The organism is Providencia rettgeri (genome assembly GCF_001874625.1).
In the GTDB taxonomy this organism is placed as follows: Bacteria; Pseudomonadota; Gammaproteobacteria; order Enterobacterales; family Enterobacteriaceae; genus Providencia; species Providencia huashanensis.
This window is the reverse complement of the sequence record NZ_CP017671.1, coordinates 4,142,498-4,168,125: the sequence shown is the minus strand read 5'-3', so window position 1 is coordinate 4,168,125 and position 25,628 is coordinate 4,142,498. Positions and strand designations below refer to the sequence as shown.

Sequence of the window (25,628 nt, the reverse complement as noted above, 5' to 3'; positions counted from 1 at the left end):
AAATCAACTTTTAGCCCTTTTTTCATCTCCAGATAGAAACGTGAATTTTTGGTTTTTTTAGTGAGGTTACATAAAAAATTAAATAAATCACACTAATTTTTAGAGTAAAACACTAAGTATTAATCATTCATGGATTTATATTTTGTTTTGTTTTTTAGGCTCTATAGTGAGTTTGAAGCCAAAGGCTGCGTTCAATAAATCACCGCGCAGACACCCTTGGCGCAAATGATTACCCCGATATTTCAAAGGACATGTACTCGGACACATCAATTTGAATTATCAGTGGTAAAGAAAAACAAAGAAGGTTTCTCGGAGGAAATAACAATGGGTGATGCATTAGGTCTTATTGAAACTAAAGGTTTGGTGGCTTGCATCGAAGCAGCGGATGCCATGTGCAAAGCGGCGAATGTTGAGCTAATTGGTTATGAAAATGTCGGTTCCGGTTTGGTAACTGCAATGGTTAAAGGGGATGTAGGCGCGGTTAAAGCGGCTGTCGATTCCGGTGTTGAGTCTGCTCAGCGTGTTGGGGAAGTTGTGACCTCTTTGGTGATTGCGCGTCCACACAATGACATCAACAAAATTGTTATTAAACATAAAGCATAACTTTTTCCGGAGGAAAAAACATGGGTGACGCATTAGGTCTTATTGAAACTCAAGGGTTAGTGGCCTGTATTGAAGCCGCAGACTCGATGTGCAAAGCCGCAAACGTTGTGCTGATTGGTTATGAAAATGTTGGGTCAGGGTTAGTTACCGCCATGGTCAAAGGCGATGTAGGTGCAGTGAAAGCTGCAGTGGATTCAGGTGTTGAATCCGCCTCTCGCGTTGGCACCGTCGTGACATCTTTGGTTATCGCGCGTCCTCATAGCGATATTCAAAAAATCGTCGCCCAGTATAAAGTCACGGAATAAAAAAGGAAATCACTTATGAAAGAAGCACTTGGTCTAATTGAAACCAAAGGTTTAGTGGCTTGTATTGAAGCGGCTGATGCGATGTGCAAAGCGGCGAATGTCGAGCTAATCGGTTATGAAAATGTTGGTTCAGGGCTCGTGACAGCAATGGTTAAAGGTGATGTGGGTGCCGTTAATGCTGCTGTTGAATCCGGTGTTGAGGCTGCAAAACGTATCGGAACAGTGGTGACTTCACGCGTTATCGCAAGACCACACAACGATATTGGCAAAATTGCGCAGCAACACAAAGCGTAATTATTGGCTAATAAATCAATAAAACAACAAGTTAATGAGTTAATTTTGACTCCGATACGGGGGAAGACATGGTTGCATTAGACAAAGATCTGCAATCCAGACAGCTAGCAAGAGAGCTAGTTCGAAACGCGAAACAAGCGCAGAAAGAATTCGCGACATTTTCGCAGGAAAAAATCGACAGTATTGTTAAACACATTGCTATTGAGTCTGCACTTCATGCAGAAGAGTTGGCAAAAATGGCCAATGAAGAGACAGGGTTTGGGAAGTGGCAAGATAAAGTCCTGAAGAATACCTTCGCTTCAATGCGTGTTTATGAGCACATCAAAGATCTAAAAACCGTTGGCATCATTAATGATGACAAAGTCAACAAAGTTATGGATGTGGGGGTACCTCTTGGTGTTATCACAGCGTTAGTACCTTCTACTAATCCGACATCAACCATCATCTACAAAACGTTGATTGCCTTGAAGGCTGGTAACGCAATCGTCTTCTCCCCTCATCCAAATGCTAAAGCATGCAGTTTCCGTACGTTAGAAATAGTCAAAAAAGCCGCACTAGAAGCGGGCGCACCAGCAGGTATCGTTGATGCAGTCACTATGTTGACTCTTGAAGCAACGAAAGAACTGATGCACAGCAAAGACGTTTCATTAATTTTGGCAACGGGTGGTGAAGGCATGGTACGTGCAGCCTATGCATCAGGCACACCAACCATTAGTGGCGGCCCGGGTAATGGCCCTGCATTTATTGAACGTAGTGCTAATATCAAGCAAGCGGTCAGTGACATTATCACCAGTAAAACTTTCGATAATGGTGTGATCTGCGCATCCGAACAATCCATTATTGTTGAGCGTTGTATCTATAACGAAGTCCATCGTGAACTCCTTGCCCAAGGTGCTTACTTCATGAACGAAGAAGAAGCGAAGCGTATGGCATCCATGTTGCTTAGAGCGAACGGCACTATCAACCCTGAAGTGGTAGGTAAAGATGCGATTACTTTAAGCCAACGAGCAGGTTTCGCTGTCCCTGCGAATACCCGTGTATTAATTGCATTACAAGATACCGTTTCCCCTAAAAACCCGTACTCCCGTGAAAAATTGTGCCCAATTTTAGGGATGTATATCGAAGAAGACTGGCAATCAGCTTGTCATCGTGTGGTTGACTTACTGACCAACGAGGGCTTAGGCCATACCTTGGTTATTCACACTCAAAACGAAGATGTTATTCGCCAGTTCTCTCTCGAAAAACCCGTTAACCGCATTTTAATTAACACACCAGCGGCGCTTGGTGGTATCGGGGCAACCACCAATATTACGCCTGCATTAACATTGGGGTGTGGCGCAGTGGGTGGGGGTTCTAGCTCAGATAATGTAGGGCCAATGAATCTACTGAACATCCGCAAAGTGGGTTATGGCGTACGTTCAATTGAAGATTTAAGGCAACCCACTCAGCCTTGTACAACTGCACAACCTGCGGTGTCAGCAACGGTAACTCAACCGCAAGTCAGTATTTTTGATGATAACCGCTTCCGTAACCCTGTTGCGGCGACAACATCACCCGTAGCTGTCCATCCAATAGGTGATGACCGATTTGGCGGTGCGGTGACAACGGCTGCGGTTACTGAGGCTGTCGTTTCTCACGGTGATATCAGTGAAGAAAATGTTGAGCAGATCATCAAGGCCGTTCTCGGACGCCTAAATAAGTAACTCATTGGAATAAGGCGGTATAAACCATGATCCTTGCAAAGGTAGTCGGGCATGTTGTTGCAACGCAGAAATGCCAAGAACTTAGCGGCAGTAACTTACTGATGGTAACAAAGCTAGGGGATGACCTTGAACCGTTGAAAAACAAAACGTATGTGGCAGTCGACAGTGTTGGTGCTGGTATCAATGACATTGTTTTAGCTGAAGCTTACTTCGCTTTGAATAAAGACAATTACAAAGCCATGTCAGTGGTTGCCATTGTGGAAAAGGTTTATACCAAGGAGTAAAAACAGCATGAACCAGTTTTTGATTAAACCTAAAGTCCAATTCGGTGCTAACGCATTGGATTTTATCTCACAAATGAGTGCTCACCATGCATTTATCGTCACTGACAAAGCGATGGTGAAGTTTGGCTTAGCTGATGAAGTCACTCGCAGGCTAACCCAAAGTGGCATCACCTTTTCGATTTACGATGATGTTGTGCCAGATCCAGACATTTCAGCCATCGTTAACGGCATGAAAATAATGGATAGGCAATACCCAGATGTGGTGATTGCACTCGGTGGTGGGTCGGTGATTGATGCTGCGAAAGCTGTTATTTACTCCCTTTGGCACACGAAAAAAGACCCCAATCGAGTTAAACCGCAGTTTATCGCTATTCCAACCACCAGTGGAACAGGCTCTGAAGTGACATCATTTTCCGTGATCAAGTCTCAGTCTGAAAAACTGGTTTTGGTTGATGAGTTTATGTTGCCAGATGTAGCTATTTTAGACCCCGCACTAGTGAAATCTGTGCCAGCTTCTATTACTGCGGATACAGGAATGGATGTGCTGTGCCATGCATTGGAAGCGTATGTTTCGCGTACCGCTTCTGATTTTTCCGATGCATTGGCAGAAAAAGCCGTGCAATTAGTCTTTGGTCATTTAATTGATTGCTACCGTGAAGGAAGCAATTTAGTGGCTCGCGAAAAAATGCACAACGCGTCATGTATTGCAGGAATGGCTTTCACTAATGCCTCCCTTGGGATAACGCACAGTTTGGCTCATGCATTAGGTGGTGTGTTCCATATCCCACATGGCCGCGCCAACGCTCTGTTAATGGCACAAGTGGTTGCTTTCAATGCAGATTTAGAAGGCCGTTGTGACACTGAGGCAGCGAAACGCTACGCCAATCTTGCGAAAAATTTAGATTTACCCGCGTCATCAATACGTGAAGGCGTTGAAAGCCTGATGGTGGCGATCAACGTATTGAAAGATGAAATGAACCTGCCAAAAGGCATTCAAGCAACAGGTATCAATGAATTCGATTTTAACGCCCGTTTAGGGGAAATGGTTGGGCAAGCACTGCGCGATAGTTGCACGCCGACCAATCCACGGGATGTGAGCAAGGTGCAACTGGAAGCGCTGTATAGACAGTCTTTTTAACAGTTAACGCTTTATGTGATGAACAACAAACTAGAAAGAACATCAGGATAGGCTAACATGAATAAATATGCTTTGACCCCACGCGTAAAAATGCTGGCTGAACGCTTAAGTGCCCGCAACAGTTCAATTATTACTGAACGAGCTAATATTTTAGAAGCATTGGGTAACCAATTATCCGGTGCGCCGCAGGCGATTAAACCTGCTCAACGTTTTTATGAGTTTATCCGCCATTTTCCAGCCTTTATCGGGCAAGACGAGTTGATTATTGGTAGCCAATCATCAACCCCACGTGGTGCTATTTTCCATACTGAAAATGAAATTAATAGCCACAGTATTTATACCTTTTTAGCAGGCGACAGTAACGTCGATGCGCCAGATTACTTAGCAGTATTAAACGTAGGCTTTTTAGCTATCAAAGCGCAGCTAGAAAATAAAGTGAGAAATATTGGTAGCGCAGTGAGTCGCAATAGCATTGATGAGGCAAATAATTGCCGCTCTGCGATTTATGCGTGTGATGCAGCAATCCACTTTGCGCAATCTTTAGCGACGAAAGCTGAAAGCATGGCAGCAATCGAATCGAACCAATATCGCCGTGCGGAGCTGCAAGAAAGCGCAGCAATTTTGCGCAATGTGCCTGCTAAACCTGCGCAAACTTTCAAGGAAGCTTGCCAAGCCTTTTATTTATTACAGCTGATCTTGCACTTAGAAAATGGCAGCTATGCGGTTAATCCAATGGGATTTGATAAAGCCGTTTATCCATTCTACCAACGCGATATTGAACAAGGCCGTTTAACTCAGGCGCAAGCTTATGAAATTGTAGAAAGTTTATGGCTGAAACTGGCTGAGCTTTCTGAAGTTCGCTCAACCAAGCAAGTTGATGGCTACCCAATGTTCGATGCATTAAAAGACGGTATCTATCTGAATGATCCTCGTGTTTGCATTAACGAGTTGTCTGGCATGATGTTATCCGCTAATGAAAATATCAGTGCTATCAATAATGGGTTAAAAGTCCGTTTATATTGCGGTAAAAACAGTGTTCAGCCGCAATACGCAGCGCCAAATGCGAATTATATTGCTCCAACAGCACAAGCGGAAACTGAATTCAAAGTTATGGAAGGTTTAACGCCCCGCTTACAACGCTTGCGCAATCGCTACTTAGAAGCGCGTCCAAGTGTGTCTATCTACCGCGCACTCGCCTTCACTGAGGTTGTCAAAAATAACCCAGGTTTACCGCCAATTTTATTGCGTGCGAAAGCGTTCCGCCGAGCTTGTGAAACGGCACCAATCCTAATTCAACCCGAAGAGCTGATTGTGGGTCATCCATGTGGTAAAGCCCGTGCGGGTGCATTCTCACCGGATATCGCATGGCGTTGGGTAGTCGAAGAACTCGATACCATGAGCACGCGTCCACAAGACCCATTTGTTATCTCAGAAGAAGACAAAAAAGTGATCCGCGAGGAAATTGCCCCGTTCTGGGAAGGGCGCTCTCTGGATGAAATTTGTGAAGCACAATATCGTGAAGCGGGGGTATGGGAATTCAGTGGTGAAACATTTGTCAGTGACTTGTCTTATCACCAAATCAACGGTGGTGGTGATACCTGCCCAGGCTATGACGTTTTATTATTCACCAAAGGAATGAATGGCATTAAAGCGGATGCTCAGGCGAAATTAGCTGAGTTGAGCATGGAAAACCCAGATGACATTGACCGCATTTATTTCTATAAAGCGTCAATTGAAACCTGTGAAGGGGTTGTTGCTTATTCACATCGTATTGCTGCACATGCGCGTGAATTAGCCGTACTTGAATCAGACCAAAAACGCCGTGAAGAATTACTGACTATCGCGCAGGTGAATGAAAATGTACCTGCTAATCCGCCGGTGACATTACAAGAAGCATTACAAAGCATTTGGACGGTTGAGTCATTATTTGAAATTGAAGAAAACCAAACCGGTCTTTCTTTAGGGCGTCTCGACCAATATTGCTTACCAATGTATGAAAACGACATCAAAACAGGCCGTTTAACTGAAGACCAAGCATTAGAGATGATGCAGGCATTTATCATCAAGTGTGCTGAGTTAATGTGGATGTCGAGTGAGCTAGGTGCGAAATACTTCGCAGGTTATCAGCCATTTATCAACTTAACTGTTGGTGGACAAAAACGTTCTGGTGGTGATGCTTGTAACGATTTGACCTATTTAATAATGGATGCGGTTCGCTTTGTGAAAGTGTATCAGCCATCTCTGGCATGCCGTATTCATAACCAATCACCACAGAAATACATGGAAAAAATCGTTGATGTGGTGAAAGCCGGTATGGGCTTTCCAGCCTGTCACTTCGATGATTCCCACATCAAAATGATGCTACGTAAAGGCTTTGATTTTGAAGATGCGCGTGACTACTGCTTAATGGGGTGTGTAGAGCCACAAAAATCAGGCCGTATTTATCAATGGACATCAACAGGTTATACCCAGTGGCCAATTGCGATTGAATTTGTGCTAAACCGTGGTCGCATGGTGTTATTTGATAGCTATCAAGGCTTAGATACGGGTGACTTACGTGAGCTGAAAACTTTCGAAGACTTTGATAATGCAGTAAAAGCACAGATTGGCCACATTGTTCGTTTATCGGCTATCGGGACTGTTATCAGCCAGCGTGTACATCGCGATGTAGCTCCAAAACCCTTGATGTCTTTACTGGTAGAAGGTTGTATGGAAAAAGGGAAAGACGTTGCAGCTGGCGGGGCGATGATCAACCACGGCCCAGGGCTGATTTTCTCAGGCCTTGCCACCTATGTTGACTCCATTGTTGCTATTCGTAAATTGGTTTATGAAGAGGGCCGCTACACGCTTGAGCAAATCCGCGATGGCTTACTCGCAAACTTTGAAGGCTATGACGAATTACGTCGTGACTGCTTAAATGCGCCTAAGTTTGGTAACGATGATGACTATGTTGACCAATATGCGCTGGATATCACCGAGTGGACAGAGCGTGAGTGCCGTAAATATGACATGTTGTATTCAACATTGAGTCACGGAACCTTATCCATTTCCAACAATACCCCAATTGGTGAATTGACCGCAGCAAGTGCTAACGGCCGTTTAGCGTGGATGCCACTCTCGGATGGTATCAGCCCAACACAAGGTGCGGACAAACAAGGCCCTACTGCCATCATCAAATCAATCAGCAAGATGAATGTTGAGACGATGAACATCGGTATGGTGCATAACTTTAAGTTCTTAAAAGGCTTATTGGATACACCGGAAGGGCGTCATGGCTTAATCACGTTACTGAGAACCGCCTCTATTTTAGGTAACGGGCAAATGCAGTTTAGTTATGTAGATAACGAAATGCTGAAAAAAGCACAGCAAGAGCCTGAAAAATACCGAGATTTAATCGTTCGTGTTGCAGGTTATAGCGCATATTTCGTTGAGCTTTGTAAAGAGGTTCAAGATGAGATTATCAGCCGTACTGTAATTGAGAAGTTCTAAACCAGCGTTGGCAGGTATGGCTTCATACCTGCCATTTCATAATAACAATAATAAATTTGAACTGATTTTAGAGGTGTAATGATGAGCGCGGCAGAGATTAAAGGTCGGATATTTAATATCCAAAAATACTCAATTTATGATGGCGATGGCATTCGAACGCTGATTTTCTTAAAAGGGTGCAATATTCGCTGCCCATGGTGTGCTAATCCAGAAGGACTAAGTAGCCAGTTTCAAGTGATGTTTTCTCACGACAAATGTGTGAATTGTGGGAAATGTGTCGATGTTTGCCCTACCGGTATCCATTACAAAACCATTAATGAACAAGGTGAACAGATTCACCGTGTCAATCGCAGTATTGACTGTATTGGTTGTCGTAAATGCGAAGAAGTGTGTATTGGCGGTGCGTTAGACATTATGGGCAAAGATGTCACGGTAGCCGAAATGATGGAAATCATTATGCAAGATTATGATTTTTATATCTCTTCCGGTGGTGGTGTAACAATCGGTGGTGGCGAAATGAGCCTACAAACCGACTTTGCTGTTGCCCTACTGCGTGAGTGTAAAAAAATGATGATCAACACCGCCGTAGAAACACAAGGAACAACCTCATTAGCCAACTATGAAAAGCTAGCTGAAGTTGTCGACCTATTTTTGTATGACATTAAACATATCGATACGGTACAGCATAAAAACTTATTCGGTATTGGGAATGAAAATGTTCGCCGTAATCTTGAAAGGTTGGTGGAACTTGGCGCTAACATCGTCGTTCGTATGCCGTTAGTCCGTGGATACAACGATTCATTTGATGCCATTACTGGTGCGATTAATTATGCGATGGAATTATCCAAACGCGGCAATGTAAAGCGCATCGATATTTTACCTTATCACCAGTTGGGTCGTGGCAAATACGACAAGTTAGAGATGATTTACCCGGTTAAACAAGACCCAACCTATAGTGCTGAAGAGTTAGATCAACTTGAAGCGTTCTTTAAGCAATTCGATTTCGATATTCGACTGGTTCGTCACTAAGTCACAAAGTAGGAGAGACAGATGAAAAGTTTAGGTGTGATTGAAACTCGGGGGCTGACATCCGCCATACAAGCCGCAGATGCAGCATGTAAAGCCGCTAGTGTAGAAATTATAGGTTATCGGAAAATAGGTTCTGGGTTGGTATCAGTTTGTTTTCAAGGTGAAATTAGTGCAGTTCGCACTGCGGTTGATCATGGCATTGACGTGATAGCGAATAGCCAACTGCTTGTCGGCTCATTAGTGATTGCTCGCCCAGAAGAAAGTGTGACGGCTAAATTGTTAACGGTGAAAAGTAAAAAGGGTGAATTAGAAAAAAGCATTGAAAAGACAGAAAAAGGACAAAGTTCATCAGAAAGTGAAACGGTTGAAGCAAAACCTCAACATACTGCGCCTGAAGTAAAAGAGGATACCAGTGTAAAAGAGACCAAAAATGACCTACGCAAAGGTAAAAAATCATGATTAATGAGCAGTTGATGGGCAAAATTTTATCCCGTCTTTCAACCAATAGCTTTGCTCAAGGAATACAACCGAACATTGCAATTCCTGTCGGTATTTCAAATCGTCATGTTCACCTGTCACAGCAAGATGTTGAAGCGTTGTTTGGTCAAGGATATCAACTGACACCATTCAAAGATTTAAAGCAGCCAGGGCAATTTGCAGCCAAGGAATGTGTCATGGTGGTTGGGCCAAAAGGGTCGATAAGCAAAGTGAGAGTCTTAGGGCCTGTTCGTCCAAAAACGCAACTTGAAGTGTCCAAAGCGGATTGTTTTGCACTGGGTATTAAAGCGCCAGTGAGAGAGTCAGGAGATTTAACGGGCTCAGGTAACGCTTTATTGATCGGCCCTGCTGGGCACGTCAACCTTGAGTCGCAAGTTATTTGTGCTCAGCGTCATATTCATATGAGTGTGATGGATGCGAGGTCACTCAATGTGGTGAATGGGCAAAAGGTAAATATCCGTACTGAGGGTGAGCGTAGCTTAGTATTTGATGAGGTTATCGTGAGAGTGGATGAGCGGTTTTCTCTTGAATTTCATATTGATACAGATGAAGCGAATGCTGCGGGTTTACGTAATAACGATAGCGTATTTATTGCGGGTTAAGGAACGGTGGCAAAATGAACGAAAAACTGATCGAGCAAATTGTGCAACAAGTTTTACGTCAGTTAAAACGACAAGTTTTGGTTGTGTTATCACCGGTTGAGGGCTATCAGCAAGCTATTTACCAAAGGTTAGCGCAGCTAGATTCTGTTTGTTTTTCCTTTTATGCCACCGCATCAATGCTTCAGTCTTCGAATATGGAGAAATGGGCTGAGCTAGGACATGTTATAGACAAAAATACGTTATCAATAAATAAGTTAAGCCGCTATAGCTGCCTATTTTTACCTTTTATTGATGCAAAAGTTGTCGGTGAAATTGCCAGTGGTTTATTTGTTAGTGAGGAAAGTGAATTAACTTTACACGCACTATCACAAAATATTCCTATATTGGCATTGAAATACCATTGCTGCCCAGAAAGTGAATTAAGCCATATCTTAGGTTTAAATAAAAATGAAAATTATAATCATCTTATTAAAGAAAATATCAGTAAAGCAATTAACTTAGGTATTCAGTTTTTTCCATTAAATGAAATTGAAAAAAAGTTACTAACTCATGATATTTCTAAATATTTAAAACCTGAAATAACTAATGAAACTCCAAGTCGCTATATTACTTTAAAAGAAGTAATGAATAACCCTAGGGGGTATTGCGCGAATGAAAATAAATTAACAGATTCTGCAATTGATTATTTAAAATCATTGAAATAATAAAATAAATTTAGCGTATTAAAAATCATCTTAATTTTCTATTTATTGTAGGAGTATTATCTATGTCCCCTAAAGCAAAATCATGGCTTTGGATGTTGGCGGTTATTATTTCTGAAACCTCAGCAACATCAACGCTAAAAATGTTTGATAATAGTGAAGGAATGACAAAATCGTTATTATTGGCATTAATCGTCGTACTGTATGTTATTTGTTATTATTCACTTTCTCGGGCTGTTAAATATATTCCGGTGGGTTTAGCTTATGCAACATGGTCAGGAACAGGGATATTAATGGTTTCTACTCTTGGCATGTTATTTTATGGTCAGCATCCAGATACTGCCGCAATGATAGGCATGGCTGTAATAGCAAGTGGTATTGTAATTATGAATCTATTTTCCAAAATGGGTTCTGATGAAGAAGCCGAAGAGCCTAAAGCTGAAGCTTCATTATTATCAGCAAAAAATAAAGCAGCTCATTAATTTAAATTTAAGGGGAATATTATGTTTACTGGATTTTTATGGTTAGCGCTTTCTATTGGCTCAGAAATAACAGGCACATCCATGATTAAAAAGACCAACAGCTTTAGTAAGTTGGGGCCTTCAGTATTAGTCATTATTGCATATTGCTTATGCTATTTTGCATTGACTCGCGCAATGGGGTATATCCCTGTCGGAGTCGCTTACTCATTATGGTGTGGGTTTGGGATTGTCGGTGTAACGTTAGTTTCTATGGTGTTATATAAACAAAAGCCTGATTTTCCTGCTGTCTTTGCGATGGGGTTAATTATCTCTGGCGGGATAATTATGAATACATTCTCCACTATGTAATTAATACATTAGTTTAATTGCTACTCTCAGAACTTTATTATTATTTTGCTCATTACGTTGCCTTCATTTTAGTGTGAGGGCTTTTTTTTAAGTAACCGAAGCTATTGATGCTTCTACAACATAAAATGATTGCCTAGCGATAAAAAGCTAAATCCGTTCTATGTTACTTTACAGAAGATAAGTGAATTAATTCAGGAATAGATTTATGCAAATTATTGAGTGGGATGATTTTACTCGGGTAGAAATGCGAGTCGGTACGATTATTCGTGCCGAAGTGAATAGTAAAGCTAAAAAGCCAGCTTACGTAATGGACGTGGATTTAGGCGAGTTGGGAATTAAACGTTCCAGCGCACAAATTACCGTCAACTATACACCAGAAGATTTGATTGGTAAGCAGGTGCTATGTGTCTGTAATTTTGAGGTGAAACGGATAGCAGGGATCAAATCCGAGGTATTAATCACGGGTGCACCGGATGAAACAGGGGCGATTGTTCTTGCAGAATTTAACCTGCCTCTACCGAATGGTGCGCTTTTAGCATAATGCTCATCATTCTTTGTATTATCGTGTTGTTGGCTTCGCTCACTCGCCCTAGTTACATACTTTTGTATGCCCCTAGGGGCTCGTTTGCTTGCCGCCTAGCATAGTCGGCGCCATCGCTGCTATTTATCAGTAAAAAGGTTATACTACTATCATCTGTATCAGTAGGAGTGTGACCTTTTGCTATTGCCTGAACTTCATTTTCGCCAATATTCAGACGAAGTCATTTCTCATCAACATGATGGGCAGTGGCAAGTCGTTTTGTCGTTATCTGGGCAAATGGAAATCAATATGCATCGCCAACATTTTTTACTTAATGCAGGCAATGGGGTAGTGATCCCGCCAAGTGTTAATCACGCTTTTAGTGGGCAAGTCGGCAATCAAAATTATGTATTAGAAATGCCCGCCACAGCTCAGTGGGCATTGAGTGAGAAAATGACGCAGTTCACTTTGACTCCTGCCGCTGTCGGTCTTTTGAATTGGTTGCAAAGTTTCCCGCAAGCACCTGAACATAATTTTACGGTTGCCCGCTTATTATTGGCTCAACTAAAGCCTGAAAATAAATGGATTGATGAAGTTTCTCAGTGGGTTGAACTACGCTTACATCACCCTATTAGCTGTGAAGATATGGCGACAGCTTTTTGTATGTCGATAAGTACGCTCCAACGCAAAATAAAGGCTGAAACACAATTAACGGCGATGCAGTTTTTATTACATAAACGGATGGAAGCTGCGGGGAGCTTATTGCTAACAAATATTCCGATAGAACAAATCGCATTAACAGTCGGCTATGATTCACATTCCGCATTTAGTCATGCATTTCGTAAATTTTATGGTAAAACGCCGAATGAATATCGTATACAGAAATTTCACTTACGGTAGGTTACGACTCAGCGGCTTAGGTTAACTATTTAGAAATCGAATTATCACAACACGATGATAAAAATTAGCTACTTTTAAGCCGCCATTTTATTTTTCTGCCGCTATACCATGCGTATCCCTTCGAATGGGTTCCAACCATCTAGCCCTTTAGTTTCTTTAATATAGTAAGCATAGTTAGCAACCATCGCCCACATCACTGAAATACCTACCGATAACCCAGTATAAGCACCATTAGGGATAGTTCCACCTACCATAAAATCAATAATATTTAAGACAAGGCCTATCGCTATAGAAATACCAAGCATCACCAGACCTTTCTTCCAAAGCCCTAATATTAGGAAGTAAATAATACCGAAGAAAAAAGCAAAAAAATTCATGTTAATTAAAAGGCGCTCGCCAAAGGACGCTGCTTTTAATGCAGTTTTAAATTCAGGTGTACTCGGTGAGCCATACTTTTCAAAAAAGTCGAAACGTTTTTGCCATTTATTAGAGTATTGTTTTTGTTCCATTTCCCATTCCTTGTTGATATATAATATAAAATAGGGATTGATAATACTTATATGTTTATATAAAAACAGTGGGAAATAGTCTTAATATGACTATTGCAGAGCTTTCTTAATACAGTATGCAGAAGCTATAAATAGAAAAGATATTAAGAAGATAAAAGGCTAGTGGCTATTTACTAATCTATTTACGTAAAGTTACTTTGTTTCTGAATTATTGGTTATTTTCTCAGAAATAGAGTTTGAGTAATTACCGTGCAAGAAGTCAGTATTTACATTGGCTTGTCTAAGTTTTAATTCAAGTAAAGCAAGTTGTTTGCTAATGCTTGAATAATTGGGGTCGTCGGTTGAAAGACTTTGCAACATATTACTTAATGTCAGAGCATCTTTTCTTTGCTGTAATTCTGGGGGTAAATACCCCGAATTTTTCAAGAGCCGATACCCAGCCTTAAGCTCTGGTGGAACCAAACTATCATCTTCAAGCTGCAACGGCTGACCTTCTCCCTTTAAACTCGATAGTTCACCTTTGTTTAACGCTTCTTGAATATGGCGTTCAGCCCAAAGATCGATAACTGACATAATAGTGACCCCGAAAATTGATTTTATACCATTATAGCCTTTCATATTCGCTGAATGAAGGCTGGTATATTATGCTTCATTAGCGTTGTTATTACGAATAATCAATAAGGTTTTATCGAGTATTGATAAATGGAGGTTTAACTATTTATATAAAATAAAACTGCTAAAAATTGATATATATTTAGTGATAAATGATGAAAAATGGTTATTAATAATGTGTAAATTGTTATGTTGAGCACATTTATAGAAATTAATTTACGAGGCTTTCTTTGGTGTTATATCTCTAGTTTAATTAAATTAATAGTTTTAATGGCTGATTAAGTGATTGCACTCCTGATTTTTATGAATCTTATGTCTAATTTGTATAAATTTTGTTGATTTGCAATTATCTATTTGTAAATAGCAAAAAAGAAAAACATTGTGTAATGTCCGTTTTTCTTGTTTATAAGGAGAAAATATGGAACAAAAAAAGCAAGAGGGAAGCCGTTTTTTGCGAACGGTAGAGTGGTTAGGTAATGCTTTACCACATCCCGTTATTTTATTTATTATTTTGATTGCCATTTTATTAGTTTCTTCAGCAATTGGTCAGTACTTTGGTGTCAGTGTGGTTGATCCTCGTCCAGAAGGCGCAAAAGGGCGCGCGGAAGATGGTATTATTCACATTGTGAGTCTATTGGATGCCGAAGGGATCCGAAAAATTATTGCCAATGTTGTCACAAACTTTACAGGGTTTGCACCATTAGGGACGGTGCTTGTCGCACTATTAGGGGTTGGGATTGCAGAACGGGCAGGCTTACTATCTGCTGCTATGCGCTTAGTTGTGACCAAAGCTCCACGAAAATTAACCACTATGGCGATTGTGTTTGCCGGGATCATGTCAAACACCGCTGCAGAGTTGGGCTATGTGGTTCTTATTCCACTGGCTGCCATTATTTTCCATTCATTAGGTCGTCACCCTTTAGCGGGTCTTGCTGCTGCATTTGCTGGGGTTTCAGGCGGCTATTCAGCAAACTTATTATTGGGTACAGTTGACCCGTTACTTTCTGGTATCACTCAGCAGGCTGCACAAATCATTGACCCAACGTATATCGTGGGTGCAGAAGCAAACTGGTACTTTATGTTTGCCAGTACGTTTTTAATTACTATTTTAGGTTATTTAATCACTGAAAAAATTGTTGAGCCGCAACTCGGTCCCTATACCGGTGGTGCGGTTGATGAGGATGAAAATAGCCTCTATGCTTCGGCAAATGTCACCCCACTAGAGAAAAAAGCATTATTTTGGGCCTCTGTGACTTTTTGGGGATTGGCGGCGATTCTGGCGTTAATGGTAGTACCAGAAAACGGAATATTACGTAACCAAGATACTGGGTTAGTTAGTAACTCTCCTTTCTTGAAAGGAATTGTGGTCTTTATTTTTGTTTTCTTCGCGGTTCCAGGGATTGTGTACGGCTATATTGCCAAAACCATGCGCTCAGATAAGGATATTGTTGACGCAATGGCAGGGGCAATGAGTACACTTGGTTTATACCTTGTTATTATTTTCTTTGCAGCACAATTCGTCGCTTTCTTTGGCTGGACAAACATTGGTCAAGTTATTGCGGTTAAAGGTGCTAACTTCTTAAATAGTATCGACCTTCACGGTGGTGTTCTATTTATTGGCTTTATTCTTATCTGTGCATTTATTAACTTAATGATTGGCTCTGCATCCGCTCAATGGGCTGTTACTGCGCCTATCTTCGTACCGATGTTGATGTTGGCGGGTTATGCGCCAGAAACTATCCAAGCGGCATATCGTATTGGGGACTCAGTCACTAATATTATCACCCCAATGATGAGCTATTTTGGGTTGATTATGGCGATTGTCGTGAAATATAAAAAGGATGCAGGTATAGGGACATTGGTTTCAATGATGTTGCCATACTCTATTATCTTTTTTATCGGATGGTCAATATTCTTCATTGTCTGGGTATTTGTATTAGGTATTCCAGTCGGACCGGGCTCTCCAATTTATTTTACTCCGGGTAGTTAGTCTTTTTATTAGGTATAACCTGTCTTAAAGAGGGTTATACCTTTTTACTTTTAAGCGATAGGCTACAATACGCGTTTGGCTTAGCCAGTGCAGTCAATTTATGGTGAGGAGGATGTGAATTTCAGCGTGTAGGTTTTTGTTTAGGAATTAATCAAGCCCTTCCCATAAATAGTCTTTCAATTTTATCTTATCGTTCAAACCAAAAATAATACCTTCATCTATCAGTGCTTGTTTATGGCGCAGATAGCACTCGCCCTTAACGGATAATTTCCCCTGACCATTAATGATACGGTGGCAAGGTAAAGTACTGCCCGCCGGAATGGTTCGAATTGCTTGGCAAACTTGGCGTACATGGGCTGGGTAACCCGCCATTTTCGCCAGCGTTCCGTAAGTCACGACCCTACCTTTAGGGATGCTTCCTATGAGGCTATAAATGATGTCTCGAAAAGATGGCGCATTGTTCATGGTTATGGTCTCAATTACGATGAGTGTTGGGTTTCAGTTGTGTGGACGTAATTTAACGGGGGTGATTAATCCTATGTTAAATTTTAAACTAACAAAGCTGGTGATTAATCGAGTGTTTATTTTTTATTGTATTTCTAATTAAAAAAATAACTAATATCATTCCTTTATATTTATAACAGATGACCCATCCTAAATAAAGTAGACACTTTTCCAATCTAAAATTGGATAACGTAATGAAAACAATCAATAAACGAACTCAACGCGATTATTCCCTTGTCTTTAAATTGCAGGTTGTTGACCAAGTTGAAAAAGGCGAAATGAAGTATAAACAAGTCCAAGAGCACTATGACGTATAAGGTTGCTCTACTGTAAGCATGGTAGGTTAAATTAGTTGGGCGGTACCCTTAATACTCTTTGTAGAGGTTCAGTTATGACCCAATCTTCTGAACAACAAACGCCTGAACAACGCATTAAGGCAGTAATGGCTGGAGCTTTACGTTTTGCCTCTGCAAGATCTTTAGTTTTTAGTGAACGTTTAAGCTCACCTTTTCCGAGGGTGTCTTTAAGTTCGGCAGGTACTGCCATTCTGAGGGTGTAAACCCCGTGCCGGTTCTTAGTTGGCTGTATCATCGTACTCATGAATGTACCACCATTCTGTACCACCGCGAAGCGGATACGGTGATAAGTGAAAGATAGAATTCACTGACAAACCAATAAGTTGATGATATAGAAAGCAAAAACCCCCGCCGAAGCGAGGGTTATAAATGCGTGGTGCCCGGACTCGGAATCGAACCAAGGACACGGGGATTTTCAATCCCCTGCTCTACCGACTGAGCTATCCGGGCAACGGGGCGCATTAAACCGTATTAAGCCGTTTACGTCAATGAGTTTTTATAAAAAAAACATATTTTTCGACTGAGTGTTTTCTTTTTCAGCAAAAGATGTGTGTTTAATAAACGGTTGTTGGTTTTTTAACTTAAGGCGCCTTTTTTACGACATAAAGCAATGGCTAAAATGTCTTCGGATAAGTGCTGAGCAATTTCAACATCTTGAATATCTCGCTGAACTAACAAGCGGTTCAAGCAACCCTCTAGTACTAATTCCATTTGGTTGGCAACCAGCTCAGAGTCCTCTATATCAAGCTCATCTAACAAATCTTTGGTAAATTTAAAGGAATTCTCTTTTTGCAGACGGCTAAGTTGGTGAATAGGGTGCTCTGATTCAGGGTAATAATTACAAGCAGAGATGAACAAGCAGCCAGGGAAACGCCCTTCACGGACTTTCTCGGATAACTGCTGGTAACGGGCCATAAGCTTCTGCTGAGGATTTAATGATTCATCTAGGAGTGTTTGGCGCTGCCACACTTCAATTTGCTGACCATGATAGCGTAGGCAATCATAAACAAGCGCTTCATCGTCGGGCCAAAATTGGCGTATAGTAGAGAAATCAGATTCAATTTCATGCAGTAAATTTTCTGTGGATGCAGATAAACCCTGGATTTCAAGTTGGTTTAAAGCATGACTTAGAATAGTGTCACGTTGGATAGGCATTGTTAACTCCATCACAGTAAAGTCTGATTTTCTCCCATCATAACAATGTTCAATTCTGAATTATAGCTGTTTGTTTTACCCCCAACCAATTGAGAAAAATAGATAATACAGCCTTAAGAATGTGAGTCGCCCACATGTTATGGCTAGGGCTTATGAGGGGGAATGATTTAGTCGATTAGAAGAGAGCAAATAAACTGAAAAAGTGGGCAACAGGAGGGGGAGAACCCCCCTGATATTGACTGATTGTTTTTAATTTATATTAAAACATTAGTTAATCAACTTAGCTTCTAGTGCAGCATCGATATAATAGAACTGAAAAATATTTTTCATAAAATCATCTATATCGTGTTTTCTTAGTTCAAGAGCTTGTAAAATATCCAAAAGACCTTGAATAGTAATGGAATTTTTGCCTCTTTCATAACGAGAAACTTGCTGTTGACTAATATTTAAGCGGGAAGCTAACTGCGCCCCCGTTAAGCCAACCGCTTTTCTGCGGTGCTTTAAATATGTTCCAATATAAATAGTCACATTAGTATTTTCATTTCGTTGAGCGTTTAACATTCCTCCTCCAAATAAATAGATACAAATAGTACACTATTTAATTATCAAAAATATTCTTTGTTATCGTCTATTACGATGATGGTTAATAAAAGGTAATCGTAATAAATTCCGCGGTCTATTTAACTAGGATTAATTAGTTATTACCAATATTTATGGCGAATTGGTTTTAATGATTCAATAGGTTATTTCTATATTCAATACGCGATATATGAGTGCGGGATATGGATTTGTTGGTGTTTAGTTTTGTGATTTTTAATTTGTTTGGGGTTAATTTTCAATTTGTTGTTATTTTCTCTTTATTTTTAGCATTTAATTTTATGGCTAAATTAGCGTAAAAATGTCTTTTTTATTTATCATTTTATGTAATCAGTCATTGTTTGTTACACTTATATTGAGAGTATTAATATAAATGTAACGCCAGTAAAATTATTATAATTAGTTTTTATTTTAACGACTAAAATAAGAGGGTAATGCACTTTAAATATGTATATTGGTATTATTTTTATACATATTAAATAAAAATAATAGATAACCTATAAGAGACCTATTATTTTTATAGTCACGTATGTAACTTTATTTTGATAAGAGAGAATAACATACTGTTGTGTATAGATATAAAAAACCCGCGCAAATCGCAACGGGTTTTAAGTGTATTTAATTATGATTAGTAAAACTACAGGATCATACCACCAAACAGGAAGCCGAATGAAACGGCTAATGCAACACCAATAGTGCCTGGGATGAAGAATGGGTGGTTAAAGACGAAACGGCCAATGCGTGTTGTCCCTGTGTCATCCATTTGTACCGCAGCAACCAGAGTTGGGTAAGTTGGTAGAATGAATAAACCAGATACCGCAGAGAATGACGCAATAGCGGTTAATGGGCTTACATTCAAGGCTAATGCCATTGGCATCAGTGCTTTTGCTGTTGCAGCTTGTGAATAAAGTAGTGCAGAGCAGAAGAAGAAAATTACCGCTAACATCCATGAATGTTCGTGGATTAAGTCACCTGCAGTTGCTTTGATCCAGTCAATGTTGTGCTGTACGAAAGTATCACCTAACCACGCCACACCTAAGATACAAATACATGCACTCATACCCGCTTTAAAGGTACTTGAATTCAAGATTGCATCGGTGTTTACACGGCATAGTACAGTAATTAATGTTGCCACTGTTAGCATGATAATTAAAATTGCGTTAGTGGTGTTCATTAATGGTGTTTCAACAATACCAAGGCTAGGGCTATTGATGATGGCATAACAAACAACGCCGATAACACCAAACAAAAATAACAAGACGGAAGATTTAGCACCCGCTTTGATTTCTTTTACTTGGCTTCCACGTAATTCGACTAATCCTTCTGCTAAACGTTTTTGATAAATAGGGTCATCAGACAACTTGGAATTAAATGTCCAAGAAATGATGAATGACATTAAAATGATAGCGAGGAAGGTGGCCGGTAATAAAATACTCAGCAGCGTGATGTAACTTACAGTATTTCCTGCGCCAACCATTGCTGGGTTTTCCATGACTGATGCCATGTAAACCACTGCGGCTGAAATTGGTGATGCAGTGATACCAATCTGTGCCGCAACAACCGCGGTTGAAAGTGGACGACAGGGTTTAACACCTTGCTCTTTTGCGACTTCTGCAATAACAGGTAATGTCGCTAAAGAAATATTACCAGTTCCTGCAAAAAGGGTCAGAAAATAGGTGACGATTGGGGCAAGTATGGTGATGTATTTTGGGTTGCGGCGCAGTAATTTTTCTGTTTGGGCAACTAAGTAATCTAAACCCCCTGCAATTTGCATTGCTGAGATAGCGGCGATAACAGCCATGATGATTGAGATAACGTCAAATGGAATCGTACCCGGTTTCACGCCAATTGCAGCGAGTACCAGTACCCCAAGGCCACCGGCAAAGCCGATACCTATCCCACCTAAACGGGCCCCCAAAAAGATGGCCAGCAGAACAATAATAAATTCTACGGCTAACATAGTGTTTACTCCTCGACAAAATGAAAATTAAAATTATGAAACTGTTATGTTAATTTTTTGTGTGTGTATGAATCAAAAAAGGCACGCTTTCTGGTGAGAGGCGTGCCTTTATTTTTAAGTATTATTTATGATAAACATAAATTTTTAGTCATCAAAACGTTTTGCTTTATAAGCAGGGTGTTTTAAGTTCTCAACAGAGAAAATATCATCCAGCTCAGCTTCTGTTAGTAAACCACGTTCAAGAACAACTTCACGTACGCTCTTACCTGTTTCTGCGCAAATCTTACCGACGATATCACCATTATGGTGACCAATGAATGGGTTCAGGTAAGTGACGATACCGATGGAGTTAAATACAAACGCTTCACAGATCTCTTTGTTCACTGTAATGCCGCTAATGCATTTTTCTTGCAGATTACGACAGGCGTTGTTCATCAGGGAAATCGATTCGAACATAGCTTGACCGATTGCAGGTTCCATTACGTTTAATTGTAATTGACCTGCTTCTGCAGCCATAGTCACGCAAATATCATTACCGATGACTTTGAAACAAGCTTGGTTAACAACTTCAGGGATAACAGGGTTAACTTTTGCTGGCATGATAGAAGAACCAGCTTGTAACTCAGGTAAGTTGATTTCTTTAAGACCTGCACGAGGCCCAGAAGACAGTAGACGTAAGTCGTTACAAATCTTAGACAGTTTCATCGCCAGACGTTTTAGGCCTGCATGTACAGTGATATAAGCACCACAGTCTGAAGTTGCTTCGATTAAGTCTTCTGCTGGTACACAAGCTAAGCCTGTGACCTCTGCTAATTTTTTAACGGCTATTTCTGAATAGCCCGGTGCGGTATTCAGACCAGTACCGATAGCAGTTGCACCTAAGTTAACTTCGAGCAGTAATTCGATGCTACGTTTTAGATTTTTCTCTTCTTCTTTTAAAAGAGTCGCGAAAGCATGGAACTCTTGACCGACGGTCATTGGAACAGCATCCTGCAATTGGGTACGGCCCATTTTCAGAATGTCTTTATATTCTTCAGCTTTAGCTTCAAAGCCTTTTTTCAGGTATTCAACAGAATCAATTAATTTCAGTACAGAGTTATATACTGCGATACGGAACCCTGTAGGGTAAGCATCGTTAGTTGACTGGCTTTTATTAAGGTGATCATTCGGGTTTAAATAATCATATTCCCCTTTTTTATGGCCCATCAGCTCTAAACCGATATTTGCCAGAACTTCGTTGGTATTCATATTGAGTGATGTGCCCGCACCACCTTGGAATACGTCAACAGGGAACTGATCCATACATTTGCCTTCATTTAATACAACATCACAGGCTTTAATGATAGTATCCGCGATATTACGTGGGATAGTTTTCAGTTCTTTATTGGCTAAAGCTGCCGCTTTTTTGACCATAACCATGCCTCGAATAAATTCTGGGACATCGTTAATAGTGCGGTCGCTGATATAAAAGTTTTCAATCGCACGCAGAGTATGAACACCATAATAGGCATCAGCTGGAACTTCTTTTTTACCTAACAGGTCTTCTTCGATACGAGTATTGTTTGACATGAGAACCTTCTTAATTAGATTACAGTTTACTGTCCGTTTATGCGCTTGCAAAAAAAGTAATATATCGTAAAGCAAAATTCACAGGTGATTAATATTGTGAAATAAAACTTCACAAGCGATTAACACCAACTACTACGTTGTCAGCATTATGATCTACTGATTTATGGGTAGATGATAAGCTTTTAATCATGTACTGCCTTGAACCTAGATCACTATATAGTTTGATTTATGCAACAGATTTTACGTTGTGTGACATTCATCACAGATAAGTATCATTAATGAGAAAAATCTGTGAGTTGAAAAGCGTTATATCTGCCCCAATTATTATGGCTATACTAAAGAAAAAAGCGAATATTGATAGTTGTCTCTTAGATACAGTTCACAAAGGTTTTCCAAGGGGCGTAAAATAGTTGATAGCTTATTGAAATAAAGGAGAACTTGTGCGCTGGTTACCACTCATTCTGATAGGTATTCTCGTTTACATTGAATCTGTCATTTTTGTGCGAGTTGCGTCCGAAGTTGGCGTATTAATGACTTTAATTTTAGTTGTTCTAACTTCTTGTCTAGGTGTTTCACTCGTCAAGAACCAAGGCATGAAAAATGTACTGCAAATCCAACAAAAATTAGTGTCAGGTGAAAGTCCCGCAGCAGAAATGATCAAAAGTGTTGCGTTGGTTTTAGCTGGCTTTTTACTTATCGTTCCAGGCTTTTTTACTGACTTCATTGGTTTATTGTTGTTACTTCCGCCAATTCAAAAACTCATTGTAATGCGTTTAATTCCTCACATCCGTTTTTATCAACCGGGGAATGGTTTTGGCCAAACGGGGGGCGGGAAATACCAAAATGGAGACACTTTTGAGGGGGAATTCCAACGTAAACAAGATGACCCTTCTTTTACAATTGATAACTCAGATAAAACGGACTCATCTGATAAAGACGACCGCCCCAAGTCGTAAATCCATTCTTTTTGTAGGGAGATAAAAATGAAAAATTTTTTATCTCCCCCCTTGAAGTCCCTCTGTTTCGCCCCAATCTGCTCAAACATGGTACTAGTTTATTTGAGACATACTGGTATCGTCCTTTTACCTAGTGTGGACTTTATTTATAGGAGAACTATTAATGAAAATTCGTCCATTGCATGACCGTGTTATCGTTAAACGTAAAGAAGTTGAATCAAAATCTGCTGGCGGGATCGTTCTGACTGGTACTGCTGCAGCTAAATCAACTCGTGGTGAAGTACTTGCTGTAGGCAACGGTCGCATCCTAGAAAATGGTGAAATCAAAGCACTGGATGTGAAAGTTGGTGATATCGTGATTTTTAACGACGGTTATGGTGTGAAAGCTGAAAAAATCGACAATGAAGAAGTCCTGATCATGTCTGAAAGTGACATTCTGGCAATTGTTGAAGCGTAATTTTCACTTAAAACTTCTCAACTAACGAAAAGAATTTGAAGGAAAGAGATAATGGCAGCTAAAGACGTTAAATTTGGTAGTGATGCACGTACGAAAATGCTTCGTGGTGTGAATGTTCTGGCAGATGCAGTAAAAGTAACTTTAGGTCCTAAAGGCCGTAATGTAGTTTTAGATAAATCTTTCGGCTCACCAGTTATCACCAAAGATGGTGTTTCTGTAGCACGTGAAATCGAATTAGAAGATAAATTCGAAAACATGGGTGCACAGATGGTGAAAGAAGTTGCCTCTAAAGCTAACGATGCTGCGGGTGACGGTACAACTACAGCAACAGTTTTGGCTCAAGCTATCATCACTGAAGGTTTAAAAGCCGTTGCAGCGGGTATGAACCCAATGGATCTTAAACGTGGTATCGATAAAGCCGTTATTGCTGCAGTTGAAGAGCTGAAAACACTTTCTGTTCCATGTTCAGACTCTAAATCAATCGCACAGGTTGGTACTATTTCTGCAAACTCCGACGAAACCGTGGGTAAACTGATCGCAGAAGCAATGGATAAAGTCGGTAAAGAAGGCGTTATCACTGTTGAAGAAGGTACAGGCCTAGAAGATGAATTGGATGTGGTTGAAGGTATGCAGTTTGACCGCGGTTACCTGTCCCCTTATTTCATCAACAAACCAGAAACAGGTGCTGTTGAGTTAGAAAACCCATTTATTTTATTAGTTGATAAAAAAGTTTCTAACATCCGTGAATTACTGCCTGTATTAGAAGGCGTAGCTAAAGCTAGCAAACCACTGTTAATTATTGCAGAAGATGTTGAAGGCGAAGCGCTGGCAACACTAGTTGTCAACACGATGCGTGGTATTGTTAAAGTTGCGGCTGTTAAAGCTCCTGGCTTTGGTGATCGTCGTAAAGCAATGCTACAGGATATCGCTGTTCTGACTAACGGTACTGTTATCTCTGAAGAGATCGGTATGGAGCTAGAAAAAGCAACGTTAGAAGACTTAGGTCAAGCAAAACGCATTGTTATCAACAAAGATACTACAACCATTATTGATGGTGTTGGTGATGAAGCGACGATTTCAGGCCGTGTTGCTCAAATTCGTCAGCAAATCGAAGAGTCTTCTTCTGATTATGACCGTGAAAAATTACAAGAGCGTGTTGCTAAATTAGCAGGCGGTGTTGCTGTTATTAAAGTTGGTGCAGCAACTGAAGTTGAAATGAAAGAAAAACGTGCTCGCGTTGACGATGCTCTGCATGCAACTCGCGCAGCTGTTGAAGAAGGTGTTGTAGCTGGTGGTGGTACTGCACTGGTTCGTGTTGCTGCTAAACTGGAAGGTTTAAAAGGCGACAACGAAGATCAAACCGTGGGTATCCGTGTTGCTCTGCGCGCAATGGAATCACCTATGCGCCAAATCGTGACTAACGCAGGCGAAGAAGCCTCTGTTGTTGTGAATAAAGTTAAATCAGGCCAAGGCAACGAAGGTTATAACGCAGCGACTGATGCATACGGCGATATGATCGATATGGGTATCTTAGACCCAACTAAAGTAACGCGTTCTGCTCTGCAATTTGCAGCATCTATCGCAGGTTTAATGATCACGACAGAAGCGATGATCACTGAACTGCCAAAATCAGATGCACCTGACTTAGGTGCTGCTGGTATGGGCGGCATGGGTGGAATGGGCGGCATGATGTAAAAGACATCAAGCTTAGGTAACAGCTAACTTAGTTGGTTGTTACTAGCCGATATAAGACCGGCACCGTTAGTTTAACTAGCGGTGCCGGTTTTTTATTGCTTCTTAAATGACGCTACAGTTATTAACTCAAAATGGGAGCAGCCATTAGGTGGATATAAATTAATGTTAAATGCCATTTATTTTTGCGTAAAGGTCCATCAAAAGGTTATATTTAGCGTAAGGCAAAATGGTTTGAAGAAATAAACAACAGGGCGGTTGTCTTGATTGTTTTGTGATAGACTCTATTTGGCTGGTGAACTGTGGTATTTACACGGTAATTTTGACGCAGTATGTTAATCACCTCCTAGATATTTCATGATATATTGCTATCAA

28 protein-coding genes and 1 tRNA gene are annotated in these 25,628 nt (G+C 40.5%); 20 read left to right on the top strand and 9 right to left on the bottom strand.

Annotated elements, in window-relative coordinates; genetic code table 11:
• The first annotated feature begins 324 nt into the window (after positions 1-324).
• From RB151_RS19330 to RB151_RS19260, 15 genes are all read left to right on the top strand, one after another.
• On the top strand, positions 325-603 hold the full coding sequence (locus RB151_RS19330) for a BMC domain-containing protein (RefSeq protein WP_004249182.1): 279 nt from the start codon (positions 325-327) through the stop codon (positions 601-603).
• Between the two features lie 20 nt (positions 604-623).
• Complete coding sequence (locus RB151_RS19325) at positions 624-908, top strand: BMC domain-containing protein (RefSeq protein WP_042845468.1); 285 nt, start codon at positions 624-626, stop codon at positions 906-908.
• A gap of 15 nt (positions 909-923) precedes the next feature.
• Complete coding sequence (locus RB151_RS19320) at positions 924-1,202, top strand: BMC domain-containing protein (protein ID WP_004259063.1); 279 nt, start codon at positions 924-926, stop codon at positions 1,200-1,202.
• A gap of 68 nt (positions 1,203-1,270) precedes the next feature.
• Positions 1,271-2,905: an acetaldehyde dehydrogenase (acetylating) gene (locus RB151_RS19315; RefSeq protein ID WP_053083841.1), complete on the top strand. Its 1,635-nt coding sequence runs from the start codon at positions 1,271-1,273 to the stop codon at positions 2,903-2,905.
• Positions 2,906-2,931: 26 nt separating this feature from the next.
• On the top strand, positions 2,932-3,189 hold the full coding sequence (locus RB151_RS19310) for a EutN/CcmL family microcompartment protein (protein ID WP_004259057.1): 258 nt from the start codon (positions 2,932-2,934) through the stop codon (positions 3,187-3,189).
• A 7-nt stretch (positions 3,190-3,196) separates the two neighbouring features.
• The gene (locus RB151_RS19305) at positions 3,197-4,327 is read left to right on the top strand and encodes a 1-propanol dehydrogenase PduQ (RefSeq protein WP_071548630.1); all 1,131 of its coding nucleotides are present in this window, start codon (positions 3,197-3,199) and stop codon (positions 4,325-4,327) included.
• 57 nt (positions 4,328-4,384) lie between these two features.
• A complete protein-coding gene (gene cutC, locus RB151_RS19300) occupies positions 4,385-7,816 on the top strand; it encodes a choline trimethylamine-lyase (RefSeq protein WP_048606016.1) in 3,432 nt (1,143 codons plus the stop codon).
• Between the two features lie 78 nt (positions 7,817-7,894).
• Positions 7,895-8,845: a choline TMA-lyase-activating enzyme gene (gene cutD / locus RB151_RS19295; protein WP_042845465.1), complete on the top strand. Its 951-nt coding sequence runs from the start codon at positions 7,895-7,897 to the stop codon at positions 8,843-8,845.
• A 21-nt stretch (positions 8,846-8,866) separates the two neighbouring features.
• A complete protein-coding gene (locus tag RB151_RS19290) occupies positions 8,867-9,304 on the top strand; it encodes a BMC domain-containing protein (protein WP_042845463.1) in 438 nt (145 codons plus the stop codon).
• Complete coding sequence (gene pduL, locus RB151_RS19285) at positions 9,301-9,945, top strand: phosphate propanoyltransferase (protein ID WP_048606020.1); 645 nt, start codon at positions 9,301-9,303, stop codon at positions 9,943-9,945. The genes RB151_RS19290 and pduL overlap by 4 nt, the downstream gene beginning before the upstream one ends.
• A gap of 14 nt (positions 9,946-9,959) precedes the next feature.
• Complete coding sequence (locus RB151_RS19280; protein ID WP_042845458.1) at positions 9,960-10,649, top strand: hypothetical protein; 690 nt, start codon at positions 9,960-9,962, stop codon at positions 10,647-10,649.
• A gap of 62 nt (positions 10,650-10,711) precedes the next feature.
• Positions 10,712-11,128 (top strand): DMT family transporter, encoded by a 417-nt coding sequence (locus RB151_RS19275; protein ID WP_042845457.1) that lies wholly within the window; start codon positions 10,712-10,714, stop codon positions 11,126-11,128.
• Positions 11,129-11,149: 21 nt separating this feature from the next.
• Positions 11,150-11,476: a DMT family transporter gene (locus tag RB151_RS19270; protein WP_042845455.1), complete on the top strand. Its 327-nt coding sequence runs from the start codon at positions 11,150-11,152 to the stop codon at positions 11,474-11,476.
• A gap of 205 nt (positions 11,477-11,681) precedes the next feature.
• Positions 11,682-12,017, top strand: a complete 336-nt coding sequence (locus RB151_RS19265) for a tRNA-binding protein (protein WP_042845453.1) — start codon at positions 11,682-11,684, stop codon at positions 12,015-12,017.
• Positions 12,018-12,194: 177 nt separating this feature from the next.
• A complete protein-coding gene (locus RB151_RS19260; RefSeq protein WP_042845451.1) occupies positions 12,195-12,896 on the top strand; it encodes an AraC family transcriptional regulator in 702 nt (233 codons plus the stop codon).
• A 101-nt stretch (positions 12,897-12,997) separates the two neighbouring features.
• Here RB151_RS19260 and RB151_RS19255 read toward each other — a convergent pair whose 3' ends face one another.
• Together RB151_RS19255 and RB151_RS19250 are read right to left on the bottom strand one after the other, a co-directional pair.
• A complete protein-coding gene (locus RB151_RS19255) occupies positions 12,998-13,405 on the bottom strand; it encodes a DUF2628 domain-containing protein (protein WP_048606024.1) in 408 nt (135 codons plus the stop codon).
• A 192-nt stretch (positions 13,406-13,597) separates the two neighbouring features.
• Positions 13,598-13,978: a DUF1992 domain-containing protein gene (locus RB151_RS19250; RefSeq protein ID WP_042845917.1), complete on the bottom strand. Its 381-nt coding sequence runs from the start codon at positions 13,976-13,978 to the stop codon at positions 13,598-13,600.
• Positions 13,979-14,435: 457 nt separating this feature from the next.
• Here RB151_RS19250 and RB151_RS19245 point away from each other — a divergent pair, with 457 nt between their 5' ends.
• Positions 14,436-16,007, top strand: coding sequence for an AbgT family transporter (locus RB151_RS19245; protein ID WP_042845449.1), 1,572 nt, complete (start codon positions 14,436-14,438; stop codon positions 16,005-16,007).
• A gap of 147 nt (positions 16,008-16,154) precedes the next feature.
• On the opposite strand, the gene RB151_RS19240 is transcribed toward RB151_RS19245, so the two are convergent.
• Entirely contained in the window at positions 16,155-16,403 is a 249-nt protein-coding gene (locus tag RB151_RS19240) for an MGMT family protein (protein WP_230233197.1), read from the bottom strand.
• A 302-nt stretch (positions 16,404-16,705) separates the two neighbouring features.
• On the opposite strand from RB151_RS19240, the gene RB151_RS23910 reads away from it, so the two are divergent.
• Positions 16,706-16,828 carry a hypothetical protein gene (locus RB151_RS23910; RefSeq protein WP_257786029.1) on the top strand — a complete coding sequence of 41 codons (123 nt, stop codon included), beginning with the start codon at positions 16,706-16,708 and terminating at the stop codon, positions 16,826-16,828.
• Positions 16,829-16,859: 31 nt separating this feature from the next.
• Here RB151_RS23910 and RB151_RS19235 read toward each other — a convergent pair whose 3' ends face one another.
• From RB151_RS19235 to aspA, 6 genes are all read right to left on the bottom strand, one after another.
• Positions 16,860-17,111 (bottom strand): DUF6538 domain-containing protein, encoded by a 252-nt coding sequence (locus RB151_RS19235; RefSeq protein WP_052219319.1) that lies wholly within the window; start codon positions 17,109-17,111, stop codon positions 16,860-16,862.
• A 130-nt stretch (positions 17,112-17,241) separates the two neighbouring features.
• Positions 17,242-17,317 (bottom strand) — tRNA-Phe (locus RB151_RS19230).
• 126 nt (positions 17,318-17,443) lie between these two features.
• Positions 17,444-18,016 carry a division control transcriptional repressor DicD gene (gene dicD, locus RB151_RS19225; RefSeq protein WP_409076827.1) on the bottom strand — a complete coding sequence of 191 codons (573 nt, stop codon included), beginning with the start codon at positions 18,014-18,016 and terminating at the stop codon, positions 17,444-17,446.
• Between the two features lie 273 nt (positions 18,017-18,289).
• Positions 18,290-18,583, bottom strand: coding sequence for a helix-turn-helix domain-containing protein (locus tag RB151_RS19220; RefSeq protein ID WP_042846388.1), 294 nt, complete (start codon positions 18,581-18,583; stop codon positions 18,290-18,292).
• A 673-nt stretch (positions 18,584-19,256) separates the two neighbouring features.
• A complete protein-coding gene (locus RB151_RS19215; protein WP_048606083.1) occupies positions 19,257-20,579 on the bottom strand; it encodes an anaerobic C4-dicarboxylate transporter in 1,323 nt (440 codons plus the stop codon).
• A 144-nt stretch (positions 20,580-20,723) separates the two neighbouring features.
• Positions 20,724-22,148: an aspartate ammonia-lyase gene (gene aspA, locus RB151_RS19210; RefSeq protein WP_042846386.1), complete on the bottom strand. Its 1,425-nt coding sequence runs from the start codon at positions 22,146-22,148 to the stop codon at positions 20,724-20,726.
• Positions 22,149-22,588: 440 nt separating this feature from the next.
• Between aspA and RB151_RS19205 the strand changes: the two genes are divergently transcribed.
• From RB151_RS19205 to groL, 3 genes are all read left to right on the top strand, one after another.
• The gene (locus RB151_RS19205) at positions 22,589-23,104 is read left to right on the top strand and encodes an FxsA family protein (protein ID WP_048606085.1); all 516 of its coding nucleotides are present in this window, start codon (positions 22,589-22,591) and stop codon (positions 23,102-23,104) included.
• A gap of 163 nt (positions 23,105-23,267) precedes the next feature.
• Positions 23,268-23,561, top strand: coding sequence for a co-chaperone GroES (locus RB151_RS19200; protein ID WP_042846384.1), 294 nt, complete (start codon positions 23,268-23,270; stop codon positions 23,559-23,561).
• 51 nt (positions 23,562-23,612) lie between these two features.
• A complete protein-coding gene (gene groL / locus RB151_RS19195) occupies positions 23,613-25,256 on the top strand; it encodes a chaperonin GroEL (protein ID WP_042846383.1) in 1,644 nt (547 codons plus the stop codon).
• Positions 25,257-25,628: the final 372 nt, after the last annotated feature.

What these genes read in the sequence shown, in the direction of transcription:
- RB151_RS19330 (WP_004249182.1), top strand. Translation starts at nt 325, where the DNA reads ATGGGTGATGCATTAGGTCTTATTGAAACTAAAGGTTTGGTGGCTTGC.
- RB151_RS19325 (WP_042845468.1), top strand. Translation starts at nt 624, where the DNA reads ATGGGTGACGCATTAGGTCTTATTGAAACTCAAGGGTTAGTGGCCTGT.
- RB151_RS19320 (WP_004259063.1), top strand. Translation starts at nt 924, where the DNA reads ATGAAAGAAGCACTTGGTCTAATTGAAACCAAAGGTTTAGTGGCTTGT.
- RB151_RS19315 (WP_053083841.1), top strand. Translation starts at nt 1,271, where the DNA reads ATGGTTGCATTAGACAAAGATCTGCAATCCAGACAGCTAGCAAGAGAG.
- RB151_RS19310 (WP_004259057.1), top strand. Translation starts at nt 2,932, where the DNA reads ATGATCCTTGCAAAGGTAGTCGGGCATGTTGTTGCAACGCAGAAATGC.
- RB151_RS19305 (WP_071548630.1), top strand. Translation starts at nt 3,197, where the DNA reads ATGAACCAGTTTTTGATTAAACCTAAAGTCCAATTCGGTGCTAACGCA.
- cutC (WP_048606016.1), top strand. Translation starts at nt 4,385, where the DNA reads ATGAATAAATATGCTTTGACCCCACGCGTAAAAATGCTGGCTGAACGC.
- cutD (WP_042845465.1), top strand. Translation starts at nt 7,895, where the DNA reads ATGATGAGCGCGGCAGAGATTAAAGGTCGGATATTTAATATCCAAAAA.
- RB151_RS19290 (WP_042845463.1), top strand. Translation starts at nt 8,867, where the DNA reads ATGAAAAGTTTAGGTGTGATTGAAACTCGGGGGCTGACATCCGCCATA.
- pduL (WP_048606020.1), top strand. Translation starts at nt 9,301, where the DNA reads ATGATTAATGAGCAGTTGATGGGCAAAATTTTATCCCGTCTTTCAACC.
- RB151_RS19280 (WP_042845458.1), top strand. Translation starts at nt 9,960, where the DNA reads ATGAACGAAAAACTGATCGAGCAAATTGTGCAACAAGTTTTACGTCAG.
- RB151_RS19275 (WP_042845457.1), top strand. Translation starts at nt 10,712, where the DNA reads ATGTCCCCTAAAGCAAAATCATGGCTTTGGATGTTGGCGGTTATTATT.
- RB151_RS19270 (WP_042845455.1), top strand. Translation starts at nt 11,150, where the DNA reads ATGTTTACTGGATTTTTATGGTTAGCGCTTTCTATTGGCTCAGAAATA.
- RB151_RS19265 (WP_042845453.1), top strand. Translation starts at nt 11,682, where the DNA reads ATGCAAATTATTGAGTGGGATGATTTTACTCGGGTAGAAATGCGAGTC.
- RB151_RS19255 (WP_048606024.1), bottom strand. Translation starts at nt 13,405, where the DNA reads ATGGAACAAAAACAATACTCTAATAAATGGCAAAAACGTTTCGACTTT.
- RB151_RS19250 (WP_042845917.1), bottom strand. Translation starts at nt 13,978, where the DNA reads ATGTCAGTTATCGATCTTTGGGCTGAACGCCATATTCAAGAAGCGTTA.
- RB151_RS19245 (WP_042845449.1), top strand. Translation starts at nt 14,436, where the DNA reads ATGGAACAAAAAAAGCAAGAGGGAAGCCGTTTTTTGCGAACGGTAGAG.
- RB151_RS23910 (WP_257786029.1), top strand. Translation starts at nt 16,706, where the DNA reads ATGAAAACAATCAATAAACGAACTCAACGCGATTATTCCCTTGTCTTT.
- RB151_RS19235 (WP_052219319.1), bottom strand. Translation starts at nt 17,111, where the DNA reads ATGAGTACGATGATACAGCCAACTAAGAACCGGCACGGGGTTTACACC.
- RB151_RS19220 (WP_042846388.1), bottom strand. Translation starts at nt 18,583, where the DNA reads ATGTTAAACGCTCAACGAAATGAAAATACTAATGTGACTATTTATATT.
- RB151_RS19215 (WP_048606083.1), bottom strand. Translation starts at nt 20,579, where the DNA reads ATGTTAGCCGTAGAATTTATTATTGTTCTGCTGGCCATCTTTTTGGGG.
- aspA (WP_042846386.1), bottom strand. Translation starts at nt 22,148, where the DNA reads ATGTCAAACAATACTCGTATCGAAGAAGACCTGTTAGGTAAAAAAGAA.
- RB151_RS19200 (WP_042846384.1), top strand. Translation starts at nt 23,268, where the DNA reads ATGAAAATTCGTCCATTGCATGACCGTGTTATCGTTAAACGTAAAGAA.
- groL (WP_042846383.1), top strand. Translation starts at nt 23,613, where the DNA reads ATGGCAGCTAAAGACGTTAAATTTGGTAGTGATGCACGTACGAAAATG.